Annotated in this window: 22 protein-coding genes; 15 read left to right on the top strand and 7 right to left on the bottom strand. The window is 49.2% G+C overall.

Annotated features, from left to right (window positions below; translation table 11 throughout):
- Positions 1 to 59: 59 nt before the first annotated feature.
- The gene (locus Pan241w_RS01565) at positions 60 to 632 is read right to left on the bottom strand and encodes a helix-turn-helix domain-containing protein (RefSeq protein WP_044238118.1); all 573 of its coding nucleotides are present in this window, start codon (positions 630 to 632) and stop codon (positions 60 to 62) included.
- Between the two features lie 957 nt (positions 633 to 1,589).
- On the opposite strand from Pan241w_RS01565, the gene Pan241w_RS01560 reads away from it, so the two are divergent.
- Complete coding sequence (locus Pan241w_RS01560) at positions 1,590 to 2,546, top strand: HAD family hydrolase (protein WP_145209941.1); 957 nt, start codon at positions 1,590 to 1,592, stop codon at positions 2,544 to 2,546.
- Between the two features lie 179 nt (positions 2,547 to 2,725).
- Complete coding sequence (locus tag Pan241w_RS01555) at positions 2,726 to 3,232, top strand: 3-hydroxyacyl-ACP dehydratase FabZ family protein (RefSeq protein ID WP_145209938.1); 507 nt, start codon at positions 2,726 to 2,728, stop codon at positions 3,230 to 3,232.
- 73 nt (positions 3,233 to 3,305) lie between these two features.
- Here the strand turns inward: Pan241w_RS01555 and Pan241w_RS01550 are convergent, their stop codons facing one another.
- The 3 genes from Pan241w_RS01550 to Pan241w_RS01540 form a co-directional block, all read right to left on the bottom strand.
- Positions 3,306 to 4,715, bottom strand: a complete 1,410-nt coding sequence (locus Pan241w_RS01550) for a glucose-6-phosphate isomerase (RefSeq protein WP_145209936.1) — start codon at positions 4,713 to 4,715, stop codon at positions 3,306 to 3,308.
- A gap of 41 nt (positions 4,716 to 4,756) precedes the next feature.
- Positions 4,757 to 5,317 (bottom strand): orotate phosphoribosyltransferase, encoded by a 561-nt coding sequence (gene pyrE, locus Pan241w_RS01545; protein ID WP_145209932.1) that lies wholly within the window; start codon positions 5,315 to 5,317, stop codon positions 4,757 to 4,759.
- Positions 5,318 to 5,489: 172 nt separating this feature from the next.
- Entirely contained in the window at positions 5,490 to 6,764 is a 1,275-nt protein-coding gene (locus Pan241w_RS01540; protein WP_145209929.1) for a L,D-transpeptidase family protein, read from the bottom strand.
- Positions 6,765 to 7,077: 313 nt separating this feature from the next.
- Between Pan241w_RS01540 and Pan241w_RS01535 the strand changes: the two genes are divergently transcribed.
- The 13 genes from Pan241w_RS01535 (at position 7,078) to Pan241w_RS01475 (ending at position 22,683) form a co-directional block, all read left to right on the top strand.
- Complete coding sequence (locus Pan241w_RS01535) at positions 7,078 to 7,752, top strand: ABC transporter ATP-binding protein (protein WP_145209926.1); 675 nt, start codon at positions 7,078 to 7,080, stop codon at positions 7,750 to 7,752.
- Between the two features lie 64 nt (positions 7,753 to 7,816).
- Positions 7,817 to 9,172 (top strand): ABC transporter permease, encoded by a 1,356-nt coding sequence (locus tag Pan241w_RS01530; RefSeq protein ID WP_145209923.1) that lies wholly within the window; start codon positions 7,817 to 7,819, stop codon positions 9,170 to 9,172.
- A gap of 156 nt (positions 9,173 to 9,328) precedes the next feature.
- Positions 9,329 to 10,690, top strand: a complete 1,362-nt coding sequence (locus Pan241w_RS01525; protein WP_145209921.1) for a DUF5690 family protein — start codon at positions 9,329 to 9,331, stop codon at positions 10,688 to 10,690.
- Positions 10,690 to 11,472: a methylphosphonate hydroxylase gene (locus tag Pan241w_RS01520; RefSeq protein ID WP_145209918.1), complete on the top strand. Its 783-nt coding sequence runs from the start codon at positions 10,690 to 10,692 to the stop codon at positions 11,470 to 11,472. The genes Pan241w_RS01525 and Pan241w_RS01520 overlap by 1 nt, the downstream gene beginning before the upstream one ends.
- Complete coding sequence (locus tag Pan241w_RS01515) at positions 11,469 to 12,074, top strand: hydroxymethylphosphonate dioxygenase (RefSeq protein WP_145209916.1); 606 nt, start codon at positions 11,469 to 11,471, stop codon at positions 12,072 to 12,074. The genes Pan241w_RS01520 and Pan241w_RS01515 overlap by 4 nt, the downstream gene beginning before the upstream one ends.
- Before the next feature lie 538 nt (positions 12,075 to 12,612).
- Positions 12,613 to 13,326: a DUF3299 domain-containing protein gene (locus tag Pan241w_RS01510; RefSeq protein WP_145209913.1), complete on the top strand. Its 714-nt coding sequence runs from the start codon at positions 12,613 to 12,615 to the stop codon at positions 13,324 to 13,326.
- A 149-nt stretch (positions 13,327 to 13,475) separates the two neighbouring features.
- Positions 13,476 to 14,384, top strand: coding sequence for a hypothetical protein (locus Pan241w_RS01505; protein WP_145209910.1), 909 nt, complete (start codon positions 13,476 to 13,478; stop codon positions 14,382 to 14,384).
- 62 nt (positions 14,385 to 14,446) lie between these two features.
- The gene (locus tag Pan241w_RS01500) at positions 14,447 to 15,637 is read left to right on the top strand and encodes a hypothetical protein (protein ID WP_145209907.1); all 1,191 of its coding nucleotides are present in this window, start codon (positions 14,447 to 14,449) and stop codon (positions 15,635 to 15,637) included.
- 79 nt (positions 15,638 to 15,716) lie between these two features.
- Positions 15,717 to 16,898: a hypothetical protein gene (locus Pan241w_RS01495; RefSeq protein WP_145209904.1), complete on the top strand. Its 1,182-nt coding sequence runs from the start codon at positions 15,717 to 15,719 to the stop codon at positions 16,896 to 16,898.
- A 130-nt stretch (positions 16,899 to 17,028) separates the two neighbouring features.
- Positions 17,029 to 18,018, top strand: a complete 990-nt coding sequence (locus Pan241w_RS01490) for a phosphoglycerate dehydrogenase (RefSeq protein WP_145209900.1) — start codon at positions 17,029 to 17,031, stop codon at positions 18,016 to 18,018.
- Between the two features lie 60 nt (positions 18,019 to 18,078).
- The gene (locus Pan241w_RS01485; protein WP_145209897.1) at positions 18,079 to 19,965 is read left to right on the top strand and encodes a hypothetical protein; all 1,887 of its coding nucleotides are present in this window, start codon (positions 18,079 to 18,081) and stop codon (positions 19,963 to 19,965) included.
- A gap of 181 nt (positions 19,966 to 20,146) precedes the next feature.
- On the top strand, positions 20,147 to 21,430 hold the full coding sequence (locus Pan241w_RS01480) for a Gfo/Idh/MocA family protein (RefSeq protein WP_145209894.1): 1,284 nt from the start codon (positions 20,147 to 20,149) through the stop codon (positions 21,428 to 21,430).
- A 98-nt stretch (positions 21,431 to 21,528) separates the two neighbouring features.
- Positions 21,529 to 22,683 (top strand): metallophosphoesterase, encoded by a 1,155-nt coding sequence (locus Pan241w_RS01475; protein ID WP_145209891.1) that lies wholly within the window; start codon positions 21,529 to 21,531, stop codon positions 22,681 to 22,683.
- 55 nt (positions 22,684 to 22,738) lie between these two features.
- On the opposite strand, the gene Pan241w_RS01470 is transcribed toward Pan241w_RS01475, so the two are convergent.
- From Pan241w_RS01470 to Pan241w_RS01460, 3 genes are all read right to left on the bottom strand, one after another.
- On the bottom strand, positions 22,739 to 22,948 hold the full coding sequence (locus Pan241w_RS01470; RefSeq protein ID WP_145209888.1) for a hypothetical protein: 210 nt from the start codon (positions 22,946 to 22,948) through the stop codon (positions 22,739 to 22,741).
- Between the two features lie 203 nt (positions 22,949 to 23,151).
- A complete protein-coding gene (locus tag Pan241w_RS01465) occupies positions 23,152 to 25,170 on the bottom strand; it encodes a transglutaminase-like domain-containing protein (RefSeq protein WP_145209885.1) in 2,019 nt (672 codons plus the stop codon).
- Entirely contained in the window at positions 25,167 to 26,504 is a 1,338-nt protein-coding gene (locus tag Pan241w_RS01460) for a DUF58 domain-containing protein (RefSeq protein WP_145209883.1), read from the bottom strand. Before Pan241w_RS01460 ends, Pan241w_RS01465 begins: the two co-directional genes overlap by 4 nt.
- Between the last annotated feature and the right edge of the window lies 1 nt (position 26,505).

Genomic DNA, 26,505 nt, shown 5'->3' with positions numbered 1-26,505 from the left:
CATAATATCGAGAACCTGACGTCCCTGGCAATCTCACCTCGAGGCATTCCTGCCCGTCATTAGGCGATTTGCTTTTTACGTCCAACCAAGGTCCGAATCCGTTCGGCCAGTAATGCAGCGTCAAATGGTTTCCGGAAAGTTTCGTTGAACAAAGTTCTGTCGAATCCGCTGGCGTTATCTTCATCGCTAAGCAGAGCAATCAGAACAGAGTCTGTGTAGTCTTTGTTACGTCGCAGGTTTTGAGCGATCATCAGAGCTTCATTTCGCCCCATAGCAAAATCAACAATTACACAATCAGGGTGTAATGATTCAGCCTGGATACCAGCTTCAAAACCACTAACGGCGTATTCAATTTTGAAGTCTTCCGTGGCCATCAGGTCATCAAGACTTGCTCGAACCTGAGTGTCAGCCCCAACGAGCAGCAATTTGCCCATGGCTTCATCTTCCAGTTCGCCCAATGGCATACCGTGTTCTTTAAGAAATCGAATAAGGTGCTCACGTGGGATTCGTCGGTCCTGAGAACCGGGAATCCGGTATCCTCTCAGGCGTCCCGAGTCGAACCACTTACTAACCGTGCGGGGTGCAACCTTACAGATCTTTGCTACTTGGCCAGTAGTGAAGATCGTTTTCATTGCGGGCTCTCCAATCACTTGCTTGGCAAATCTATTCGAAGAATGGTTACATTTCTTCTTCTTTAACCCCTACTACATTTGCGGCTATCCTGGCCAGTCAGTTTCACGTTGTAACCTGTGTAGTCTTGGGTCGGGGCTTGTTTCAGGAGACAGCATCTCCAGAAACTGTTTCAAAATGCCAATCTTTAATTTTAAGGAAATTTGGGATCTGGTACGTAATACTTTTTGGGGTCGGACTGAATGACAATCGCAATACCATTCAGATCAGTTCGTCAGACTAGATCCGTCTTGTCCTCTCCCCCCTTACAGACAATTGATTGGGAATGAACCAACCAAACTGATGTTGACTGGTTCGACGTGGTTTTTACGTCTTTCCGGCTTCAACCGTCTGCCCTAATTGCATCGACGAAATTAGCGTGAGGACTTTAAGTTCTTTGACAAGAGAGACTGCCGTAGTGACAGAGAGGCTGGGAATAGCTGACGGGGAAGAATCAACTGTGCGGAATATTATGTTGTAATCCACTATAATTCAGGCACTTAATGCACTTGTAGCAAATACTTAAGATATGAACCAAATTTATTGAGTGACTTGAATTTTTCGCGCAGGATTCTCTCTTTTTTACACCTGATGCATTCGAAAGGGGCGGATAACCGTTATGACATCAGCAACCTGTCTCAGGTTCCATGTTTTGGATCTGTCAAATCTATTACGCCGGTTATGCCGGTTTCCGTTGGCAATATTTGATAAATTCCAGCCCAATTTACCCTGCCTCAATGTCTGCTGAATTCTGGTTTTTCGCTTGCTCTCTGAAGGATGTCTGGTCTAAGATCAGAACACGTTCAGCAAGCTTCCTTGATAATGAGACCTTCTTCTGATCACCATCGATTCTCCTCAAAGACTCTCGATTCCAACCATTTGATTATTGAATACCTCAATTTAGAAATAACTCAATCGTTATGGCGCAGTCTCTTCAAGAATATGCTGATTGGTTAGCCAATCGTGATGATCTCATCTGGCCAGTCGCTCCCGAACTGGTAACGCCGAAAGCCACCCCCTTTTTAAAACCCTTAAGGGGAATCACTGCAGTCACATTCAGTGTCTACGGAACATTGCTGCATATTTCTGATGGTTACCTGCTGTTTGATCATGAACAGCAACTGCGAATGCAGATCGCCCTCGATAAAACAATCAAAGAATTCAATATGTGGAACAGTATGTCACGCAAACCGGGGGCTCCCTGGGAATACATGCTGTCCCAATATCGAAACCTGTTGGAAGACCAGCAGATTTCACAAAAAGTACCAAAAGGAGAGAAACCGGAAATCAACTCCGTCGAACTCTGGAAACAACTGATCGTTCGTCTGCAGAAAAATGAATATACGTTCGATGAATCATTTTATGGAAGCCTGGACGAGTTCAGCCTGAAAGTCGCTTACTTCTTCCATGCCTCCCTTCAGGGGCAGCAGCCGATGCCCGAGGCACTGGCCACACTCAGCCAGTTAAGCGCGCGTGGCAAAAAAGTCGCGCTGTTTGCTGATGCACAGCCTTTCACTCTGGTTCACGTATTGCGAGGATTGAGCTCGCAAGGTACACTGCCGCCGCTTGCCGAACTCTTCACCCAGGAATGTTTTTGTCTATCCTACCGTGAAGGGGTCCGCAAACCATCGGCTTCGCTTTACGAAAAAATGATCGATCGTTTCGAGCAGTTAAATATTTCGCCGCAGGAAATTCTGCATGTCGGGACCCGAATCCATGATGATCTGGCGGTCGCGAAACGTTTTGGTATCAAAACGGCTTTATTTGCTGGTGATTCCCTCAGTATGCGGGCCAGTAAAGAAGAAGTCAGAGATCCGGACCTGAAACCTGACAGATTGATCACCAATTTAAGCCAATTAGCGGAAATCCTCGATTAACATATGCTGCCAATTTTGCTAAGATCACGGGCTTAACAGCATGATCATTGCCTGCATTACCTCGTAAATCGCAGGTAATCACAATATTTTGCTCAGTCAAAATCATATCAATTTGAAGATAGCCCCTGCCAGGGAACCAGGGCTATTCATAATGATGCCCCTATTGGAGAAAAGAGACTATGCCTCCCAAGTTGCTTTACGGTGGAATTGACTTCGATTTTGAGAACCCTTTGTTCGGAATCGAAGACATCCGGGAAATTAACCCTCAGCGATTTGAGATGGAACAACTCTCGGGGATTGTTCATATCGATAATGAAAAGCACGGTATTGTAGGTTTTAAAGATGTGACCGAAGATGAATTCTGGGTCCGTGGCCATATGCCTGGCTTTCCCTTGATGCCAGGCGTCATTCTCTGTGAATGTTCAGCACAACTGGCTGGTTTTTATGCCCGAAAATTTAAGTTGCTCGGCGGCGACTTCCTGGGCTTTGGCGGCATGAACGATGTTCGTTTTCGTAGCCCTGTCTTTCCCAATCAGCGTCTGGTCATTATGGCACAATTGGCGCGGATTCGTGCCGGCAAGCGGGCTGAGTTCAACTTCCAGGGGCTGGTAGAAGGTAGTATGGTCTTCAGCGGCCAGATGATCGGCGTCCCGATTGACAAAAACCAGCAAATTCCCGGAACTTAGTCACCTTATTTGGTCGTTCCATTCAGAATCTCAAAAAAGCCAGGCTCCTGCGATCAGGAGACTGGCTTTTCTATTAGCGATTTAAGACATCCTGCATGTTCTTTTTGTAGGCTTCCACACCAGGCTGCCCGTAGGGATTGGTGTTGATCAACCGCCCTTCTAATACGGTCGCCAGCATCAACATCTGCAAGGTCTGTCCGACTGTATATTCATCCAGACAAGGCAAGATCAAATCAGCCGTTGGACGATTCGCATCGGCATACGCCTGATTCGTCCCCTCAATGGCAGCAGACAGAATATCGGGAATCGTTTTTCCCTGCAGCTTGTTAAGTTGATCCTGATTTTCGTTTTCGGGCACAACCGGCACTGCAACCGAATCAGTGTCAGCACGCTCGACAATCACATTCGTAATCAGTTTATCAAGGGCACCTTCCTGGTGTTGTTGTCCCCGGCTGTGCAGGTCTCGCGTATTCACAACCGTCAAAGGAGTTGCCCCTTTTTCTTCTTTCCCCAGACTCTCTGCCAAGAGCTGGTCGTACCAGAGACCCAACGCTTCGAGCCGTTTGCCCCAGGTAGAAAGAATTCGGATCGAAACGTTTTTCTCTCTTTCAAACAAGTGGCAGGTCGCCGTGTAATCCAACACCGGATTGTCGCCCATGGGCTGAGAGTTAAACCGGCTTGTCATGTCAGCGGCCCCTTGCAATAGCTGCTTCAGGTCCAAGCCCATCACGGCAGCCGGAAAGAGTCCTACCGCAGTGAATACCGAAAAACGTCCGCCGACATTGTCGGGAATCGGAAAGACGCTGGAGTACCCTTTCTCATTGGAAAAGTTTCGCAGTTTGCCTTCCAGTCCCGTAATTGGGACGACCAGTGAACGGCTCTTCTCTGAATCTGCACCATAATATGCCTCGAGCGCTTCGCGGAATAAACGGAAACCGACGGCCGTTTCCAATGTTCCCCCGGATTTACTGATGACGGTTAAACTCCAGCGCTGCAGTACATCATTGGGATCCTGGCAACTCGTTTTCAGTAAATCGCGGAGTGCTGTGATCGAATCATTGTCTACATTATTGCCTTCGAAATAGAGACGAGGCACACCCGCTCTCTGTTCGCGGGTGAGTTCATTATGCAAAGGATGACAGACGGCTTCGAACAACGCCCGCATTCCCATATACGAACCACCAATACCCAACACAACGAACCGGTCGGACTGCTCTCGCAGCTCTTGGGCTTTGGCTTCAATTCTTCCCAGCAGACTTTCGCCCTGCTTTTCTTCATACTCATCCAGCAACTGCTGCGGCAGATTCTGGAATCCCGCATCGAGCGGTTGTTTGTCAGCCGGTATCTGGTCGGTTCCCAGCAGTTCAATATCCTTCAGCATCTCCTCACGGGCTGCCATCAGATCGGGCTGCAGTGCTTCGTACCATTTATTATCAATTAAAAGACGGGCCGCTGAGTCATCATATCGTATGGAGTTTGTCATCCGGGAACTCTCTTTCATAAGGCTCTCATGTCTTACAACACTTACGCATCTTCTGCTGGTGGTTCGATTCCAAAATCTTCGATCGTTAATAATGCTTTGAAGGGAATATTCCGTTTCTCGAAATTGGCAGCGCCTCCCTGCAAACGATCAACAACTCCAATCGCCTGCACGACCTTGCAACCAAATTCTTCGGCACGATCGACAGACAGCAATGCACTACCGGCTGTGGTAATCACATCGTCTACAATCACGACTTTGTCGCCAGGCTGCACAGGGCCTTCGACAAATTTGTTGGTGCCATGCCCTTTGGGTTCCTTGCGGACCATGAAGCCATTTAAAGATCTACCTTGCTCGGCGGCCACCGCGAGCACGCCGGCAACAATCGGATCAGCACCAATGGACATGCCGCCGATGGCATCAAATTCCACATCGGCCAGCAATTCCAGCAGGCCCGCACTTACAAGTCGCAACCCATGCGAATGCAGGACGACCTGTTTTCCGTCGAGGTAGTAACTGCTTTTCTTTCCCGAAGCGAGTGTGAAATCCCCGAATTTTAATGCGCGCTCTCGAAACAACTCGATCAGCTTTTCCCGATCAAACATGAATGCTCTCTTCTCTACCCTGAATGTGTGTTCTGATAATGAAGAGCCAACCACCGATTAGTTCGTGTAAACGATTGCGGCTGGCTCAGCCACACGTATTCTACAGGCTGGAATTCAACATTCAAACAGCCCCGCGGACAAAGAATGAAAAGCGTTTGAGATTCGCAGGAAATCAGGGACGAATCACGACTTCTGATCCCACTCCCAGCAAATCATAGACTTCAGCGACATGCTCATTGAGCATTCGCACACAGCCTTTGGATTCTGCTTTGCCAATCGAAGCCGGGTCAATTGTGCCGTGAATGCCGTAACTGTCGCCGATGTCAATCCAGCGTTCGCCCAGTGGATTCGTGGGATCATCGTTGGCGATCACACCATCGGGTCCGTAATATGTCGGATCGACCAGTTTCTCTTTGACCTGGAATTTACCGGTGGGTGTCGAATGATCCTTGCCGGTTCCGATCGCGTAACGTTTCACAAAATATCCGTGTGCATGGATTGTCAAAGTGAATTCGCTCAAATCGACAAAAGCGGCGAACGGTCCCTTGATCACTTTCAGCTTCTGTCCCGGTCTGATTCTCTTCGGATCAATTCGATTCAGCTTCGCCAGATATTCCCAAGTGATTTTGTATTGTGTGGCCACTTTTCTCAGTTGATCGCCGGGTTCAATTTCATAGGGTGTCATGAAATGAGGTTGTGGCGAGAAATAAATGATTCGCGCTGTCTCTTCAATGCGTGATTTGATCACAGGATACAGGTCTGGCTGATCCCAGTAAATTTTAGATAGTTTCTTGTGCGCCTCGATAATTTTTCTCTGCTGAATCAATTGGTCGATGGCAATCAAATCGGGAGTTGTCTCTTGAGATGGATCGCTGCCGATTTCTTCTTTATAACTGGCATGTTTGGCCGTTTTGATGACAGGCGCACTGGCACGTTTAATCCCTTCGGGTGGATTCAGTTGTTTGGGCGCATTTCTGTCTGCCTGCTGTTGTGAACCTGCCGGCTTTTGACGTCCGACCAAAGGTTGCGCAGCGCCTTTGAATTGTCTGGGTTCCATCGCTTCATGAACGGGAGAATCGATCTTGGTATCAGCCTCGACAATCCCGCCTGTGAGTGTCCGCTTGTAGATACGCGGAATTTCGATATCCCGGCTCTGATAGGAACGCTGATTGTCACTCCCGTCCGTCAATTCTTCTGCCGGGGGTTCAGATTGGGCAATGATGGTCTCTTGTTCTAAGACCGGCTCAACATACTCAGAAGCTGTCTGATTCCTGCCAGTTGCTGATGCCGCTTCCTGAGTTGACTCATTCAAAGCACCCGTTGGTGCACTCCCCAGTTGAAGTGGAATCCACTCATTCTTCCAGGCGGCTGTCCCCAAAACGCCCAGGACCGCTATAATTATTAGACGAAAGGGTGTGATTAAACGGCTCTGTTTACGATATCGCATCTTGCCATCATCCTTGATTCACAATGCATACACAGTTTGGTTAAAATCAGAGAGGCGGAACTATAGCAAATCCGCCGAATTAAGCCTACGGCGATCCTGATGAATTCCTCTTGTGTATCCGGAGACGTAAGTCGTATATTAATAATTATTTAAGAGTATCCTAACAGGGACTCAGATCGTGAATAATTAGAAAGTTTTGCCAAAACAACACTAGGCATCAGCATGCTTATTGCATAACATTTGCAAAAACAATCGCAGAGAGCCTTTCCCGTGATACCGGGTTGGCATTCTCAGATTTTCAAACGAGGTCAGTATGTCACTGCTGCTGGAAAATGTAAAAAAAAGTTATAAGGAGCCCGATGGTTCCACGCTCCCCATTCTGGACATCGAACGATTCGAGCTGAAAGACAACGAACAGGTCGTGCTGATCGGCGAGAGCGGCTCGGGAAAATCAACCCTGTTAAATGTGATCTCCGGCATCACAGCCGCCGACAGCGGCAAAGTAACCATTGCCGGCACCGAGATCGCATCCATGCCGGAAGTGGTTCGTGATCGGTTTCGAGCCGAGCGGATTGGTTTTGTGTTTCAGACATTTAACCTGCTGCCCGCATTTTCCGCCTTAGAAAACGTGTTACTCGGAATGAGTTTTTCCCGCAAAAAGCCGAATCGTGATCGAGCCAAAGAACTGTTGGCGCTGGTAGGACTGGAACATCGCCTGCATCATCACCCGAAACAGATGTCAGTTGGGGAACAACAGCGTGTGGCGGTGGCCCGCGCTCTGGCCAATCAACCGAAACTGTTACTGGCTGACGAACCGACAGCGAATGTCGATGTGGCCAATCAGGAAACCATCCTGCATCTGTTGCGCGATGCCTGCGCTCAGAATCAGATTGCCATGCTGCTGGTGACTCATTCGCAGGAAGTGGCCAAACAGTTTGAACGCGTGGAAACTCTGACCGACTTCAATAAAGTACACGTTCAAGTTTAGCTTTGATGATTCTTATCGACGTCCTTCATCTTTTATTCCTCAGCGAACAAAGTAATTCCCCACTATGAATACTCTGACTATTGCCTGGAAAAGCATCCGACAACGTCGCCTCGCCTCTCTGTTAACGGCTTTGAGTGTTGCGCTGGGCGTCACACTAATGGTCTCCGTCCTCGTCATCAACAGTGTGATTGACCGAATGTTTAATCAGACTGCCAGCGGTTACGACCTGATTGTCGGTGCACAAGGCAGCCCATTACAACTGGTTCTGAGTACGGTTTTTCGCGTGGGAGCCCCCATTGAAAACCTGCCTTATCGTTATTACACCGAACTGAAAAAAGACCCTCGCATTGAAGAAGCCATTCCGTTTGCCATCGGAGATGTGACCCAAAAAGGAGGGTTTCCGATTGTCGGTACGATTCCCCGCTATTTTGCGTTGGAATATGTTCCCGGTCGTCATTTTCGGATCAACAAGGATGGAAAATTTCTGCCGGGCACCTGGGACGCGGTGATTGGATCTGTCGTTGCCAAGCAAAATAACTGGAAGATGGGTGATGAATTCCAACTGATTCATGGTTCTGCTGAAGCCGGACATGTGCATGATGAAAAATTTAAAATCGTTGGCATTCTGGCACCCACGGGAACTCCCAATGATCGAACGGTCTTTGTGAACCTGCGCGGGTTTTACCAGGTTTCCGGACATGAAAAACCACTGGATGAAGCACTGAAACGGGAAGCGGCATTTTTTGGAGAAAAACTCGACGAAGAAAAGCTCAAAGCACTTATGAAAGAAAACGCGGCTCACGATCATCATGATCACAGCGGCCACGATCACTCTGGTCACGACCATGAAGTTCCCGACGCCCAGAAAGAAGTTACCGCGATTCTGGTGCAGATGAAAGGCGACCGCTTGCGCGGCTTTACCACAATCAAGTTCCAGTCAGATTTAAAAGAAGCCAATCAGGCACAGGCCGTCAATCCGATCCAGCAAATCAGCTGGTTGATGCAAAATATTGTCGGGAATGTGCGCACCATGTTGATCGTGCTGACCGCGTTAATCATTGCCGTCTCCGGCGTCAGTATTTTTGTCAGCATTTACAACTCAATGTCGGACCGTAAACGGGAAATCGCCATCATGCGCGCTCTGGGAGCCGGCCGCACCGCAGTATTTACGATTATTCTCTCCGAGTCAGTACTGCTCTGCCTGGGGGGCGGCATCCTGGGAATCATCTTGGGACATGGTCTTGTTTTCGTCGCTGCTCCCATCATTGAAGCGCGCAGCGGGCTGTTGATCAATCCACTTGCCTTCAGTTCTCTCGAACTGATTCTGCTGCCGGTTCTGGTTGTGTTGGCATCTCTGGTCGGATTCATTCCCGCGATGACTGCCTACCGCACTGACGTCGCCAGTACCTTGAGTGACTGAATCGAATCTGCCTTAAGTCCAGCAGCTGAATGTTTAAGATGCGCGGATCGTACGTACTCTTCACCCAGTATTCACATGTCGCTCACCAGCACTTCATGCTTCGTCTCTACAATGCCCGGAATATTCTAAAGTAATTTCCTTGAGTAGAGACGCTGCATGCAATTTCAATCTGCGTACATCTCGACGCGTCTGGAACAAAGCAATCGGGGTCTCTTAATCACCTGGTCTGTGATCGCGGCGTTTACGACCTACTTCTGCATGTACGCCTTTCGGAAACCCTTTACTGTCGCACAATATGAAGACCTCGTTTTCTGGGGCGTAGGGTATAAAGTCATTCTGCTGTTTGCCCAGGTCAGCGGATATGCGCTTTCCAAATTCATCGGCATCAAAGTAATTTCCGAAATGACACCGAATCGTCGTGCAGCGATGATCTTAGGATTGATCGGCGTCGCGCATCTTGCTCTGCTCCCCTATGCGGTCGCCCCGTATTGGCTGAAGCCCGTTTTTCTGTTCTGTAACGGTTTGCCTCTCGGAATGGTATTTGGTTGTGTGTTTGCATTTCTTGAAGGAAGGCGTGTGACGGAAGCGATGGCAGCCGGACTATGTGCCAGCTTCATCATGGCCTCTGGAACTGTGAAAACCGTCGGTGCGATCCTGATGCAAGACTACGGCGTCTCTGAATTCTGGATGCCGTTTCTCACCGGTGCTTTGTTCTGGCTCCCTTTACTCATTGGGGTCTGGATGTTGCAGCAGATTCCCCCACCGGGTGAACTGGATGTGACGGCACGCTCGAAGCGATCCCCTTTTAATGGTGCGGAACGCCGCCAGTTTTATTCCCGGAATGCACTGGGGCTGACGGTCTTGATTTTACTCATGGTGTTGCTCACGATTTTTCGTAGCGTGCGCGATGACTATGCTGCTGAGATCTGGTCCGGTTTCGGTGTCGAAAAACCGGAAATTTTTGCCCAGTCAGAAATGCTGGTCGCGATTGCTGTTGTAGCACTCAGTGCAGCGGTGGTGTTTATTGGTGCCAACTATCGCGCGTTCAAAGTCGGTATGTCAATGGTCGGACTCGGATTTGCCTGCGCACTGGTCACCACATTGTCTTATTGGGGAACGACTCACTGGACGGAAGAGGCCGCATTTCAATTTATGGTTCTGATTGGCATCAGTCTGTATGTGCCCTACGTGCTATTCCATACGACGATTTACGAGCGCGTGATCGCCATGCTGCGAAACAAAAGCAATGTGGGTTACCTGCTTTACCTGGGAGATTTTGCCGGCTACATCAGCACGGTTGTGATGATGGCAATCGTCAATCTCGTCTTTGAAAAAAATCTGGATTTTGTTTCGCTGCTGTTCTGGCTGGCGCTGATCATTTCCCCCGTGTCCATCGTGGGCACCGTAGTGGTTGTTCTGTATTTCCGCCAGAAACAGACCGTCAGTGAAGCAACATTATTAGAACCACTTCAACTCGAAACTGAACCAAAACTTGGTACGAACACAGGTGTATTGTAATGACAATAACTATTCATCCAGAGCAACTCGAAATCTGGGAATCAACTGGCTACTTGAAACTCCCCGGCTTTTTAACACCAGTTGAGACCGATAACCTGCGCCAATGGATCGAAGAAATCAGTGAATGGCCCGCAAGTGATAACCAGTGGATGCATCATTTCGAACAGACGCCTTTCGGAATCAAACCAGCACGGACGGAATACATTTTAGGCTATCATACCGGAATACGAAAATTATTGACCGAAGGCAATGTGATTGAGTCCGCCGGTCAATTAATGGGCAAACCGGCGATTCTCTACAAAGAAAAAATCAATTACAAATATCCCGGAGGCGGCGGTTATGCTCCGCATCAGGACGCACCCGCATATGAGTTTATCAAGAATCATATTACATGCTCTATTGCCGTCGATGCAGCAACACCAGAAAACGGCTGTCTGTTTTTTGCCCCTGGTCTACATCAACAAGGCCTGCTGCATCTGGATGAGCACGGCTGTATCGAACCGCATTTCGCTTTAACATTAGATTGGAAGCCGGTTTCGATGCAACCGGGCGATGCCCTGTTCTTCAGCTCGTATGCGCCTCATAAAAGTCCTCCCAATAAAACACAGCAACCACGGCGGACTCTGTATCTGACATACAACGCTGCTGAGGAAGGAGATCTACGAGAAGAATACTACGCTGACAAACGACGTTCGCTCGCTGAAGTAGGACAAACCAGCGACGAGAAACTGAAAATCAGTAAAATTGGTCATTTTGATGGAAAGCCTGCGGAGCAATCATGAAAGAAAATATCGATATCTCATTGTGCGACACTTTATCACTCTCAAAGACACGTAGGGAAAATGTCGATGCCCTCTTTAACTTAATGCAACGTCATGGCCAGAGTTTTTATGATGAAGCGGTGACGCAACTGGAACATGCATTACAAGCCGCCCATTTGGCGCGAGAGAGTCAGGCGTCAATGGAGCAGATTACAGCGGCGCTGCTGCACGACATAGGACATTTCCTGATGGATGAACACGACGAACAGAACGATTTTCTGGTCGAAGACTGGCACCACGAAACCATCGGTGCACAACAGTTAGAGCCGTTCTTCGGCAAAGCGGTCACCGAACCCATCCTGCTGCATGTCCCCGCGAAACGCTATCTCTGTACGGTTGACGCCGAATATTTCAATGGGCTCTCTCAGGCATCTCAACGGAGTTTCAAGTTGCAGGGAGGTTTGATGACCGATGCGGAAGTAGCAGAATTCGAAAGTAACCCCTTTCATAACACCGCGGTCTTACTGAGACGCTGGGATGATGGAGCCAAGGTCAAAGGGTTGGAAGTGCCCGAGCTAAATGCATATCGGCGAGATGTGGAAAGCTGTCTGGAATGCGACTGATTTCTGAGACCGGTTTCACGCAAACTGAATTGAGGTAGCATCAACGGGAAATCATGTGAACAGATCGCTGAAATTGATGATAAAACAGGTGCAACTCGACTTTCGCAAAAACATCGCCGTAATCTCTTATTTAAAATAGACTTATAACATTCAGACGTGAAGCCTTTTCTTAGAGAAATCAGGATCACCCTCACAAATTAGGGTTGAGATTCTTAAGATTGATAAAAATTCAACAAAACGTGTAGCCCAGCCGTATATACTGTAGAGCCAGAAGCATGCCGACAGGGGTTTAGAGAGAAGTCATGATTTGACTTTTCGGAAGCTGAAAATTAATCAGCCTATCCCCTGCGTTCACTGATTTCTCTAGCATTCTGTAGGAATTCAGGGGTGCTCTGCCCCCTGAAGCATGATATGATAGTTGTAGTGCTATGTGGCTCTCATAGGGAGTCGGATCAAGTTCGCTCTCTCTGAGCGACGCGTGTTTCTGACTTATTCGTTTATTCCTGGTTCTTGTTGAATTTTTGAAAGGCCTTGCAAGATGTCGCAAGTTCTTGATGGATCCAATCACTCTTTAGAAAATGTCGCGCCTGTGCACGATGAGTTTTCTTACAAACCGGTGCCTCCGACTGCGGTCGTCGGTCTGGCGTTGGCGTTGCTTTCGTTCATCGCCCTGTTCGGAATTATTGGTTTAGGAATCGCCGTCTTTGGGATTGTCGTTTCTTTGATCAGCTTATTCAGTATCAATCGTTCTGGGGGAGAATTGGGAGGAAAAACAGTCGCACTGGCAGGAGTCTCACTCTCAACGTTTTTCCTTATCAGCGGGATTTCCTATCAGTCTTTTGTATACGCGCATGAAGTCCCCGAAGGATATCAGCGACTCAACTTCGCCAGTGATATTGCCTCTAAAGATTTTGTCCAGACCGACGGTGTTACCAGAGTTAACCCCGACGTCATGAAGATGGACAAACAGAAAGTCTTCCTCAAAGGTTATATGTATCCCACCCGCCAGACAGAAAACCTGAAGAGCTTTATTCTGGTCAAAGATAATGGCCAGTGTTGTTTTGGCGGACAGCCTGACGTCAAAGATATGATTCTGGTCGAACTGCAAGGCGATCAGCGCGCTGATTTTTATGCGGGTCTGGTCTCGGTAGCAGGCGAGTTTTTAGCCGAAGCACCGACGCAGGCTGGTGAATTAAAGCCCGTTTATCAATTGAAGGGAACACACTTTGAGCAGGCACAGACGGCCTATTAATCATTTGAAGCAGCCCCCGATTCCATTGAGAAAGTAAAAACTGAATTACCTGTTAATCTCTGAATGGCTCAGATTGAATTCCAGTCTGAGCCATTATCAACTTTGTTAAGAAGTTGGTGCAACCACCCGATCATCAGGAGTTTGATCACGTGCCCGCCCACCTTTATCCCACCCGATATATTATGATTCTATTGTCTCTCCTGACTGTAAGCAGCCTGCCTCTAATGGGTACCGGCTGTTCTTCGTCAGAGCCGACAGAGTACCGGCAGTTCAGCGAAACGATCGACGAACGTAGCCAGAAAACCGATGCCGATTCAGAAACCGAACAGGCGGCTGGTTCAAAAACTACAATCACAAATCAGACTCCCCCCCCTGAAAACGAAACAACAGCACCCGCGAAACAAACTACGACATCGCCAGAAAAAACAGCGAATCACACACCCTCGGTACCCACAAAAAAAACCACAGACAAGGTTGCAAACAACCCGGAACCGGTGAAACAGATAGATACGCAAGTCGGGGAAGAGGCGGCGCCCCTCGTTGCAAAAAAGCCGGATCCTAAAGATCGTGCATTAAGCGAGCAGGAGCAAAAAGAACTTGTCTCCCTCGAGCCACGCGAAGTGAAAATCCTGGTAAAAGAACGTATCTTTCGCAAAACGACTCCTGAGAACGCATTGCTGATTAACTATGATGATATCGATTTGCTGAAAGTCATGAACATGGAACCGGTGACTCCCGAAGCGCCGGAGCTGATGCCTCAATGGCTGAAAGATCTGGATGGCAAGCGTATTCGGATTCGAGGATTTATGTATCCTCCATTCCAACAGACAGGGAATGAGGTTTTTCAACTGGCCCGCGATAATCAGATTTGCTGCTTCGGAAAGAATCCGAAAATCTATGATCTGTTTCCCGTTATAATGCGGGACGGTGTCACAGCTGACTATATCCTGAATCGCCCCTTTGATGTTGTGGGCGTGTTTCATATTAAAGCAGAAACCATTGATGGCGAACTTGAGCGGATTTATCTGATTGACGACGCCATTGTGATTGACAAATAATGACAACATCCGATTCCCAATCTATAAACACAAAACAGTTTTAACCGCCACGAGGTTCGGCAATGAATGGTCTGACAAAACACGTTAAAAATCGCTTTTTCCTGGGACTGCTTTGCGGATTACTGATGCTGGCACAGGTCAGTACTGCCTCAGCCTGCCCGTTCTGTTCTGCCCCATCACTGACCTTAACCGAGCAACTCTCCCAATCGGATGTTGCCGTTCTGGTTCAGTGGACGGAAGCAGAGAAAGGGACGCTGGACAAAGCCGGTAAAACGGTATTTGAAATTAAAGAGATTGTCCGGCAGGCAGACAAAGATAAACTGAAAGTCGGCGATCAAATTACCATCAATCGCCATCGTCCCGGCAAAAAAGGGAATCTGTTTTTGCTGTTGGGCACCAAAGGAGCCAGCATCGACTGGGGCGATCCAATCGAAGTGACTGAAACCAGCTTCCACTATATTTCGCAGGCACCTGCTCCTGAAGAAAAAACATCCAAACGTTTGCGGTACTTCCTGAAGTTCCTGGAATTTCCGGACCAGATGATCTCGAACGACGCCTACGCCGAATTCGCTAATGCACCTTATGAGGATATCACGCCGCTCTCCAAAGAGATGCCACGGGAAAAAATCCGGAAATGGATTGTAGATCTGGAGACCCCTGTTACGCGACTGGGCCTGTATGGACTGCTATTGGGTCTGTGTGGCCAGGAAGCTGATGTCGCATTCATGGAGAAGAAAATCAATGAGCCCACAAAAGAGTTTCGATTGGGCATTGATGGTGTGATCTCGGGATACCTGCTGCTGACCGGTGCGGACGGACTCGACAAAATTGATGAAACCAAGTTTGTTCCCAAGGATGTCGCATTCAGTGAAACGTACGCTGCGATGCAGGCTCTGCGGTTCATGTGGACTTATGGCGACGGACGAATCAGCAAAGAGCGTTTACGTCAATCAATGCGTCTGCTGCTGGATCGTCCCGAACTGACTGACCTGGTCGTCGCGGACCTTGCCCGCTGGGATGACTGGAGCGTGTTGAACCGCCTGATGGGGATGTACGGCACAGGAGACTATGACATCCCGTCCATCAAACGGGCTATTGTGCGTTATCTCCTGGTCGCTTCCAAAGGGAAGAATAAAAAGGGTGGCGGCCCTGATGCCGCGACCACGGAAAAAGCAAAACAGATGCTCGACAAATTGCGAAAAGAAGATCCAAAAACCGTAAGAAGTGCCGAACGCTTCTTTTTCTTGAAATAAGACGCGAAAGATTCCACCAAGAGCGTCATAAGGAAATGACGCTCACTTCACTCTGCTTCAATTACCCGAAGGATCGGGAATGCATGCTCTGAAACAAAAATTAGTACTTCGCTCTTTCTCCGTTCTGGTGTGTGGCCTACTGGTCATCATCTCTGCACAGAATCTCAGAGCATGCCCGTTCTGCCCTGGCCCATCTAAGCCCTTAACCGAACAGCTCTCGCAAGCTGATGTTGCTGTACTGGCAAGCTGGGTGGAAGCAGAAGAGGGAACGCTGGAACAATCAGGAAAAACGGTCTTTGAAATCAAAGAACTCGTCCGTCAGCCCCAGAATGCGAATTTCAAAGCAGGCACTCGAGTCACCATCCAGCGGCATTATCCTGGCAAAACCGGGGCTCTGTTTTTGCTGCTTGGAAGCCGGGGAGCCCAGATCAAGTGGGATGATCCAATCGAAGTGACTGAAGCCAGTTTCCGCTATATCACGCAGGCACCCGGCCTGGAACAGGCAACCACCCAACGGCTGAAGTATTTTCTCAAATTCCTGGAACACCCGGACCAGACGATTGCCAACGACGCCTTTGCCGAATTCGCAAACGCGCCCTTCGAACACATTACTCCACTGGCCCAAGAGCTTCCGCGAGAAAAACTTCAGAGCTGGCTTGCCAGTTCGAAGACCCCCGTTCCGCGGCTCGGTCTGTATGGTTTATTAATGGGCCTGTGTGGCCAGGAATCTGAAATCGCGTTCATGGAACAGAAAATCAATGAACCGGCTGAAGAATTGCGACTGGGCATTGGTGGCTTAATCTCGGGCTACCTGATGTTAACAGGTGCAGAAGGACTGACGAAAATCGAGCAGAGTAAGTTCCGCGCTAAGGAGGTTGCATTTAGTGAAACCTATGCAGCCATGCAGGCACTTTCCTTCATCTGGACTTTCGGTAATCACAATATCAAAAAAGACCGACTACGCGCATCAATGCGGCTACTGCTGGATCGCCCCGAACTGGCCGACCTTGCTGTGGCAAACCTTGCCCGCTGGGAAGACTGGAGTGTGATGGATCGTCTGATGGAATTGTACGGTCAAGAGGACTATCAAAACCGGTCCGTAAAAAAAGCGATCATCAGGTATCTGATGGTCGCCGCAAAAGGGAAGCAGCAATCCGGGGAAGGCCCCGATGCAGCCACCGTGGAAAAAGCAAGACAACGACTCGACAAATTGCGTAACGAAGATCCAGCCACAGTCAAAAGTGCGGAACGGTTCTTTTAAAGTGACTTAAGGATTTACGGGCATTTTGTTTTTTCGCCTTGGGAACGTTGTCAGCAGAGGCGCGGTTTCGCTAGAGTGGCAGTACTGCTTTTCTCGTATTTTAAGACTTCATCGATAGAAAATATCTGTTATGCCTCGAACGATTTGTACTGCGAAAATGTGTGAATTTGGCCCGCATTTTGAAATTCTGCAAGGGGGTGGATTTGAAGTGGCCATCGTCCCGAACGAAGTGGACCTGCGTAAAGAGCCAGATCGCGTTTTAGAACAGGTACAAGGCTTCGAGGCGATTCTGGCAGGTGCGGAATTATATACTCGGGACATTCTGGAACAGCTCCCGGACCTGAGAGTCATTTCACGCTACGGGGTCGGATATGATGCCGTCGATTTAGATGCCTGCGATGAACTGGGAATTGCAGTCACAATTACTCCGGGTGTAAATCATCACTCAGTAGCCGAACAGGCGTTTGCACTGTTGATGGGTGTTGCCCGTTTAACGCGTTCACAAGATCGTGCCGTGCGGAGCGGGCAATGGGAACGAGCTTTAACGCCGCGCGTCTGGGGCAGCACCATCGGCATTGTGGGTCTGGGACGAATTGGCCAGGCAGTCGCCACGCGCGCCATCGGGATGGGCATGCAGGTACTGGCTTACGAACCTTTTCCCAATCAAGCCTTTGCTGACGAACATCAGATCAAACTCGTCGATCTGGATACTCTGTTAACTCAATCGGATTATGTCACATTGCATCTCCCCGTGACTCCCGACACGATCGACATCATTAATCGGGACACACTGGCTAAAATGAAGTCTGGATCCGTCCTGATCAATACCGCTCGAGGTGGCCTTGTGGATGAAGAGGCGCTCGTCGAAGCCCTTGAGTCTGGCCATTTACGTGCTGCAGGTCTGGATGTTTACAAAAAAGAGCCATTGCCTGTTGAAAGTCCACTGATCAAACTGGAAAATGTATTGTTGAGTTGTCACATCGGTGGACTGGATCAGGAATCGCACCGCGACGCGTATGCGATGGCGGCTCAGAATATCGTAAAATTGTATCAGGGAGAATGGCCTGAAGAGTGTGTTGTGAATTTGAAAAACACAACAGACTGGAAATGGTCGCGTTAACTCTTCTGATGAAGCAAGCAGGTTGGCACTCTCAGCAGCAAGAAACTGGACGCATCCATTATGACAGCCCCTCATTCCAGTTTTTTGAAGATCAGCCCCCGGATTTCTGTTTTACCTTTAATCCACGGGAGCGGTGACTTTGCGATTGAAGTTCGCCGGGTCATGCTGAACAATGACTTTGATTGTCTGGCGGTTCCGTTGCCCCCTTCATTTCAAAGCAATGTCGAACGGGCGATTACATTCCTTCCCAGTATTACCGCGGTTCTGCAGGAAGAGCCCCCGATTACCGGCTCTGCCCCCTGGGAAGAAGAGGACGACGATGAGGACGAAAACCAGCGCGTCTTCAGTTATGTGCCCATTGATCCCTGTCAGGGAGTCATTGCGGCGCTCCGCATCGCGATGATGGAACGCATCGACCGTCATTTTATCGACCTGGAAACACAACGCTTTGAGAGCATCTCCGCTTCATTGCCTGACCCGTATGCATTAAAAAAAGTCCCTCTCGAAAAGTTTTCCGCAGCGGTGCTGCCGGCGTTGAACAAATTACCGGAAGGGCAACCTCTGGACCGCTGTGCCATGATGGCCCATCGTTTGCGGGAACTGGAAAAAAAGTACAAATCTATTTTGCTGGTCTGCTCGCTTTCTGACTGGCCCTGGATTCACGACGCCTATATCGATCAACTTCCGCTGGAAGTCGAAGATGAAGCGGTCAACGACACCACGATTTATAGTGCGGACTCCGAAACGCTGTTATTTATGCTGGGCGAACTGCCTTATATTACAGGCCTGTACGAAGCAGCTCGCTCTGAACTGGAAGATGATGAAAATCTGTCTGTCGATGGAATCAAAGAACTGGCACTGACCGCCCGGGATCGCTATCGCCTTGAGCTGAAGTCACGTGGCCGCAAGATCACACCGAAACTGCTCTCGGTCTATTTTCGATATGTTCGCAACCTGTCACTCATCGAACGCCGCATTACTCCCGATCTGTATACTCTGGTAAAAGCAGCTCAGCAAGTCGCCGGCGATCAGTTTGCCATTCAAGTGGCAGAAACGGCCCGCGAATATCCGTTCGTGCATTTGCTGCCATTCGAAAAACTCAGCTTCGGAATTGAGCAGGCACAGCTTCCCAACGGGACCATGGTTGAGCTCAGTAATCGTCTCCCGGGCAACCCGATTTCCTGGCGCAGCTGTGAACTGATTCCCAAACCTCCCAAGCCGAAACAGGAGGAATGGGAAATGAACTGGGATCCGTACAAACAATGTAGCTGGCCGCCGGAAGATGTCGCCATTGAGAAATTTCGCACGAGTGTCAAAGACCATGCCCTCTCACTGCTCGGAGTCGATCTGGCACGAACCGAGAAATTTACGACCAGCATGAAAGACGGTCTTGACCTGCGCGAAACATTGCGAAACTGGCACACGGGGGAAATTCATGTCAAAGTCCTGCCTCCCAGTCGCGGTCGGCTGGATTGCGTGATCATGCTGTTTGATTCACCCGCTGATCCGAGAGACTATCCCTATCGACTCACCTGGCACGCCGAGCATCAGGACGAATCAACGCTGGCTTTTTTTGCAACAGACTATCGCAAGGAAATGGTAGGGCCGGGCATTGGTATGGCAACTTATGGGGGCGCCCTGTTTCTGTTTCCGCCACGTCCGGTTTACGATATCTGGAACGACGTGCAATTTGACTTTGTTGATACATTGGAAGAACGACTGCTGGTGGCCGCCTGCCATTATAGTGAAGAATCACATATCGCCTTGCTTAGTGAGGCGCCACCTGGTGCCGGATGGCGACGTCTGGCGAAACGCTATCAGAAAAAACTGATCCACGTCCCACTGGGACGTTTCAGCCAGGAGACGATTCAACAATTACAGATGTTTCATGTCCTGAACGGGCAAAATATCCGCAGTTTTGCCGCCCATTACATCAGAAAAGCTTAGTCGTTTTAGTCATCCTCTCCCCAGTTTAATCAATGCCGACTTATATAATTAGTTTTTTTAACAAATTGCCATCATGCCTGTTTTTATCGTGTTCATTGCTTCGAAAAGCGGTTAGAATACGTTTTGTTTTATACTTCAATCCCGCCATCCCTTTACTCCCAAATCAACGGAGAACCAGACTATGTCCGATTCTGTCAATCGTCGCACTTTTTTAGGGCAAACAGTAGCAGCCTCTGCTGCCGGTATCGCCGCCCCTGCGATTCTCTCAGCCGCCAATAAAGCCCCCAGCAAAAAAGTCACCATTGGAATCATGGGGATGCAACGCGGCCTGGCTCTGGCGAAAACCTTCGGTGCGTTGGACGGAGTTGAAATCAAATATGTCTGTGACACCGATGAAACTCGAGCCGACAAAGCAGCCAAGACTGTTGAGAAAGCGACTAAGAAAGCGCCACAAGCCATTGGCGATTTCCGCAAGATTCTTGACGACAAAGACGTTGATGCTTTGATCGTCTCTGCTCCGAACCACTGGCATTCACCGGCTACGATTTTGGGTTGTTCGGCAGGTAAGAATGTATATGTGGAAAAGCCCTGTAGTCATAATCCCAAAGAAGGCGAAATGATGGTGGCTGCTGCCCGCAAAAACAAACGGGCCGTCCAGATGGGAAGCCAGCGTCGTAGTAGTGAATCCATCATGGAAGGGATTCAGAAAGTCAAAGAAGGTGTGATCGGCGATGTCTATCTGGCACGTGCCTATTACCAGAGTGCCCGTGGTTCCATCGGAACCGGTAAACCTGCTTCTGTTCCCAGCGAACTGAACTATGATCTGTGGCAGGGACCGGCTCCCCGTCAGAAATATGTAGACAACCTGATCCATTATAACTGGCACTGGTTCTGGAAATATGGCAATGGCGAACTGGGAAATAACGGCGTTCACTCTTTGGATCTCTGCCGTTGGGGGCTGGACGTCGATTATCCGACACGTGTTGTCTCCAGTGGTGGCCGCTATGCCTTTGATGACGATCAACAAACACCAGACACCCATGTCGTAGCTTACGAATTCGACGGCAACAAACAGATCACCTGGCAGGGAACCAGTTGCAATCGTCACAAGAATGACTTTGTGACCTTCTTCGGCAGCAAAGGAAACCTGATCATCGGCACATCCGGTGGTTACCGCATTCTGGACGCCAAGGACAAAGAAATCGAAAAAGTAGACGGCAATCAGGGGATGAGCGAGCATGCTCAAAACTTCATTGACGCGATTCGTAATAATGAGCCGATGAGTCTGAATGCCGAAATTGAAATTGGCCACAAGAGCACGCTGCTATGCCACATCGGCAATATTGCCCACCGCACAGGTCGTACGATGACCTGTGATCCCAAGAACGGTCATATTCAGAACGACCAGGCCGCCATGGCAATGTGGGCACGGGAATACGAGCCAGGCTGGGAGCCCAAAGTCTGATCCCATCAGACTATTCTCAGTAATCAAATATTTAACAAATAAGGGAGCCGGTAAAGTGCCGGCTCCCTTATTTTCCAACTCAAAGAGAATGACTTTCCATGCGAACTCTGCTGTTTTTCCTTTGTATTAGTTTTGTGACGCAAACGGTTTCTGCCACTGAGATTCAACGCATCTGGCTGACTCACAAATCGAACCAGCCAGACAAGATCGTTGTGAACTGGTTGACTGAACAGCCCGGCGATTCAATCGTACGTTATGGTTTATCGCCCGAGTCGATGGACACCGTTCGGCTGGAAGAAGCGACAACACTACATCACGTTGAAGTCCCTCTTGCGCATCAAAACGCAACATATCATTACTCGGTAAAAACAGGCACACAGCAGTCTGCGATCAATACTTTTAAAGCGTATCCGACTGATCTTCTCCGGGTCGCGATTGTCGCCGACTGGCAGTCAAAACCCGACTTATCCAGTCTGATCAAAGAAGATGTGCACCTGCTGTTGACCGCAGGAGATAACATCCGCAATCTCTGGCAGACTTGTGGAGTCGGGCAGCGCAAGTGCATCAAACCATACATCGAGTTAATAGAGACGTACCCGGAGTTATTTCAATCGACGCCCTTCATGCCGATTTTGGGAAATCATGACCGCGAGGTTCATCCGCGTGATAAAACACCACCCGCGCATGCAGTCTATGATGTGGAAGCGACCGCGTTTCGGCGCTTCTTTGAACTGCCCGATGAGGAATGGAAATGGCACTTTGATCTCCCGCAGTTTGATCTCCGCTTCATCGGCCTCGATTTCAACCATATTTCGGACTTCGGCACAACGTGGCAAACCTGTCATGCGTTTGACCGGAATTCCGATCAATACCGCTGGTATGAGTCACTCACGACCAAAGCTCCAGGAAAGGTTGTCACGCTTTATAATGAGCGAAATGCGAATATCCGTAGCCAGCTTCGGGGAGGCTGGCACCAGTTGTTTCAGAGAGGCACCATCTGCGTGACCGGCTTTGGTTACTATGCCGAGCGGGCCGAACTAGACGGGTTAACTTATTATAACACATCCCTTAGCGGCACAGGTACGCAGTATGCAGATCCCCACTCGCAGTTTCTGGCGGGAAAGCACAGCTATCTACTTCTGACCTGCGAACGAAGCTCCGGAACAATGACCGTTGAGCTGAAAAGTTTGAAGAATGAAGTTCTGGACCGCCAGAGATTTCCCGCTTCAGTACGGAAGTCTTCAAAACCATAGACGTACACTCTGCGTTCTGCTTCGAAGTTGTCAGGAAGTACAGGCACGGATCATATTATTTCTCGCTCACCAGCGAAATTCTCGGTTCCAGCTCCGGAATATTGTCAGGCACGGAAAAATAAGTATCCTGCCGTGGTGCCGGTCCGCGATTCAGCTTATGCCATTGGCTGGGCTGTAGCGCATGCGGAAGCATTTCACATCCGGAAGCCAAAAGAGACATGCTGGGAATGATCGCGATGATGAGTACTTTTGAGAGAACTTTCATTGAGAGAATCCCGTTTCTTTTTCTAGTGTTTTGTCAGCAGGCGCGCACACAAACAAGGCGAACACTCTGCTCGTCTTTTAAAGTCGTGAAGTACAAAAATTGGAATGTTTCAATTGAGAAGTGAGAGATGAGGGTCGGATTCTAGCCAGACCAGGGCTGGCTGCCAAGACCATTTTGACCTGCAAAATCTGCCGCTAGAAGCATCAGGCGAGTGATTTTCGATTGCGAAACTGCTGTAACTGCTGTTTCAACTGAACAATAAGTTCCTGTGCAGCCGCACTTTCCGGCATGAAGCGAGTGCTGGCATAAGCGGCATACCATTCAGAAAAATTCTGATCGTGAATACGCCGCGAAAATTGCATCAACGTCTCACCTGGCTTGCGAACCAACTGATGTTTTCCCATCAGACGATCCATCTGTGCCAGCAGTAAATGTAATTCTTGAATCCGAAGAGGCTCTTCCCGAAACGCGGCCCGTGCCCGAAGCCGTTTTCGAATAATGCGAATGCCCCAGCGAAAACCAAACCAGAGAGCAACGCCACAGACCAGTAGTGCCAGTGGAAGTTGTGCTTCTGAAAGTGCCAGAATCCATTGCCCTTGCTGCAGGGCTATTTTCAGGCGTGAAAACTGACCAATAAAGGATTCCCAATACTGTCTGGCAGAGCCGGGTGCATAATAATCGGGCTGACCGGCTGGGGGCGTGGATTCAACCGTGACCCAACCTTGCTGCTCATCCCAGGCTTCGACCCAGGCATGTGCGTGCCTGTTGCGGGCAATCCAGAATTGATCATAGTGATTTCTTTCGCGGACGACGTAACCTGTGACATAGCGACAGGGAACTCCTGCCAGTCTTAATAACAGAGCTGTACCTGAAGCAAAATATTCACAATGCGCGTTCGGCTTTTCCAGTAAAAAATAAGTCAGTGGATCTTTGCCGCGTGGAATTGAGATTCCCAATTCATATTGATAATTGTTGGGAAAATACGTTTGAATGCGTTCGATTTTCTCAGCAGACGTTTTACAGCCGGCAAAGATCTGGTCTGCCAGTTCTTTGATTTCAGGAGAAATGTCGTACGGAAGTTGTAAAAGTCGTTTTAGAGCCGGTGCTGACTCCGGCCGATGGGGGAGTTGATTGCGTGGGAAAAAAAGCAAATAAGGATAACCACGTTCCAGTGACCGTGATGTCAGTACATCCTGACTGTCGAACTGCATACTGTCTGCGACAGCATTGACCAGTGGTGTATTTAAGGGGGCAAAAATATGTCCGGGCACGTCAGTCCAGATTTGAAATTCGATCCAGCTGGAAGAATTCGCCTGCCCCATCTGGAACCAGGTTCCCTCTTGCAGGATGTCGGTATTGACCCCCGCTGGTGGGACGGCGATGATCGGCGCGTTGTGATTCCCGACCTCAGAATGCCATTCCGAGTTAAAGAACTGCACAAAAGCACGACCGCGTAAATAGCCCGGTTCATCTGTCGATTTGACGCGTAAGCGGACTTGCTCGGCTCCGGAATCAAACTGTTTCGCTAAACTGCCCAGTTTTGAGATGGAGGAAAAACCGGCGCGCGAGGTAATTGCTGAAGTGCGCGGCTCTATCAGGCGATAGTAAAGCTGGTCCAGCTCACGTTCGTAACGATCTAAGCCCGTCGCCGTCAACCAGCCTAATAGCCAGACCACAGCAAAGACGTTCGCACGTATGATATAGACAGACCATTTCTTGTTCTGTTTTTTCTTTTGCTTACGAACCGCATGGCCCAGTTGGCAAAAGACTCCCGTTAACAGCACGTAACTGAAAACCAGCACCTGATAATACAAACCTCGCGAGCTGTGAATCAGGATATCCCCCGTCAAAATAAAAACAACGACGCCGAATAATGGAAAGGAATAGGGCAAAAAAGGAACAAAGTGATGATCAAACAACTGGCGGAGTTGGACGGTCATGACAAACTGTGCAGCCGCATAAGCTAAGGGCGTTCGAATTGCCATTTGGTCCAGGGTGAACTCATGCTGCGAGAGCATATATTTAACCATAAACGATATGGCCAGCAGGCTGGTCGTCCAAAAGACCTGACGACGCGAAAATGGAAATCGCAAAATGGGAAAGTACGATAATGCTGCCAGAATCACGATACTGGCAGAGAAAAACAGCGTTTCCGACAAGATACCAAAGATGGCAGCTTCCAGGCTGAGCATCGTGAACGCGATTGTCCGCTGCGCATTCATATCGATTCCACCTTCCCGTTGGCGATTTCATCGGGCGTGAAATGATATGCCTGACCGAACTCATCGGAATTGTAAGGTTTTGTTGTTTCTCCCTCATGAATGATGATCGTTTTCAGGCTGGAACCTGAATCCAGTACGGCCCGTGCCATTTTTTCGCGCTGCTCATCCCAGTCCAGAAAAATGCAGACTGCCGTCGAGACATTGGACAGTTCCTCAAAAACCGCCGGACCGATCGTTTCAAAGGGATCATCGGGGCAACGATCAACGCAAGACAAAATTTCCAGCACATTATCAAAGTGCGCTGTATGGCGTCCCGCACGAAATACATATAATTCCGGACCGGCAGCGAACAGATCGATCAGATACTCTCCGCGGGACAGAGCATCCGCAATGGAAGCTGTCAGACTGATTCCTGCTTCCAGTACATTCATGGAATGGGCGCTGTCTGATTTTGACAGATATCGCTGACGAAGACTCTTCAGCTTACGAACCAGCCACGCATCGGCAGGCATGTAAGTATCAAGGATCAGGGCAATGCGGCAATAATATTCTTCCTGATACTCGCGCACGACCGGTTTCCCCAACCGCGCCCAAGAGCGAAAATCGAGTCGGCGCGCTGGTTCGCCGGGGACGTATTCCCGGTTCCCGACATACTCGGGGGATTCTCCCACATTGGAAGTTAACGCGATACCCCCCGGCTGAAATTTACTACCGACCGGTAAATCGACACTCGTCAGTTGATGAAAGGCGGGCAGCACGAGCAGTGATTTCCCCGGCAGGGCAGCACTGCCGGAACGATTGAGATGAAAGGGGAATAATGTATGCACGCCCAGTTTGGGTAGCGCGTAAAAGCCTCTTTGTGGTGCATCGATCGTTACCGTTACATCGACGGATTCCCCGCGCGGCAGATATTCCAGAGTATCATCCCGGTCGGTTTGCGAGAGCGGTTTTTCCAGCCAGCGAAAGGAGACCGCCATATCATAGATTGGCAACCAGCCCTTGTTCGTCACGGTAAAATGTCCAATCGCCGGCTGTCCGGCTGTTGTCTGGGCCGGAAAATCTCCTCGTAGATCACAGCGAGGTCGAAAAACCCAGGACACGATTCCGTCAATCAAAATCAACGCCATCAGCACGCTGAACAAATTATAGATGGGAACAGAGACGGAAACCGTACCGATACCGGATAGAAAAAATGCGAACAACAGAATTTTGCCCGGATACGTCACCCGGTAGTACCAGTAGTGCTTGTGCATGCGTACTAACAACAGGCGATTCGTAAACGAATCTTTTTTTCGAATCGTCGGTGAATAAGGGTCGTATTCCGAGACATGCATT

The sequence above is a fragment of the Gimesia alba genome, from assembly GCF_007744675.1.
Lineage (GTDB): Bacteria > Planctomycetota > Planctomycetia > Planctomycetales > Planctomycetaceae > Gimesia > Gimesia alba.
This window is presented reverse-complemented; position numbering and strand designations above follow the sequence as displayed.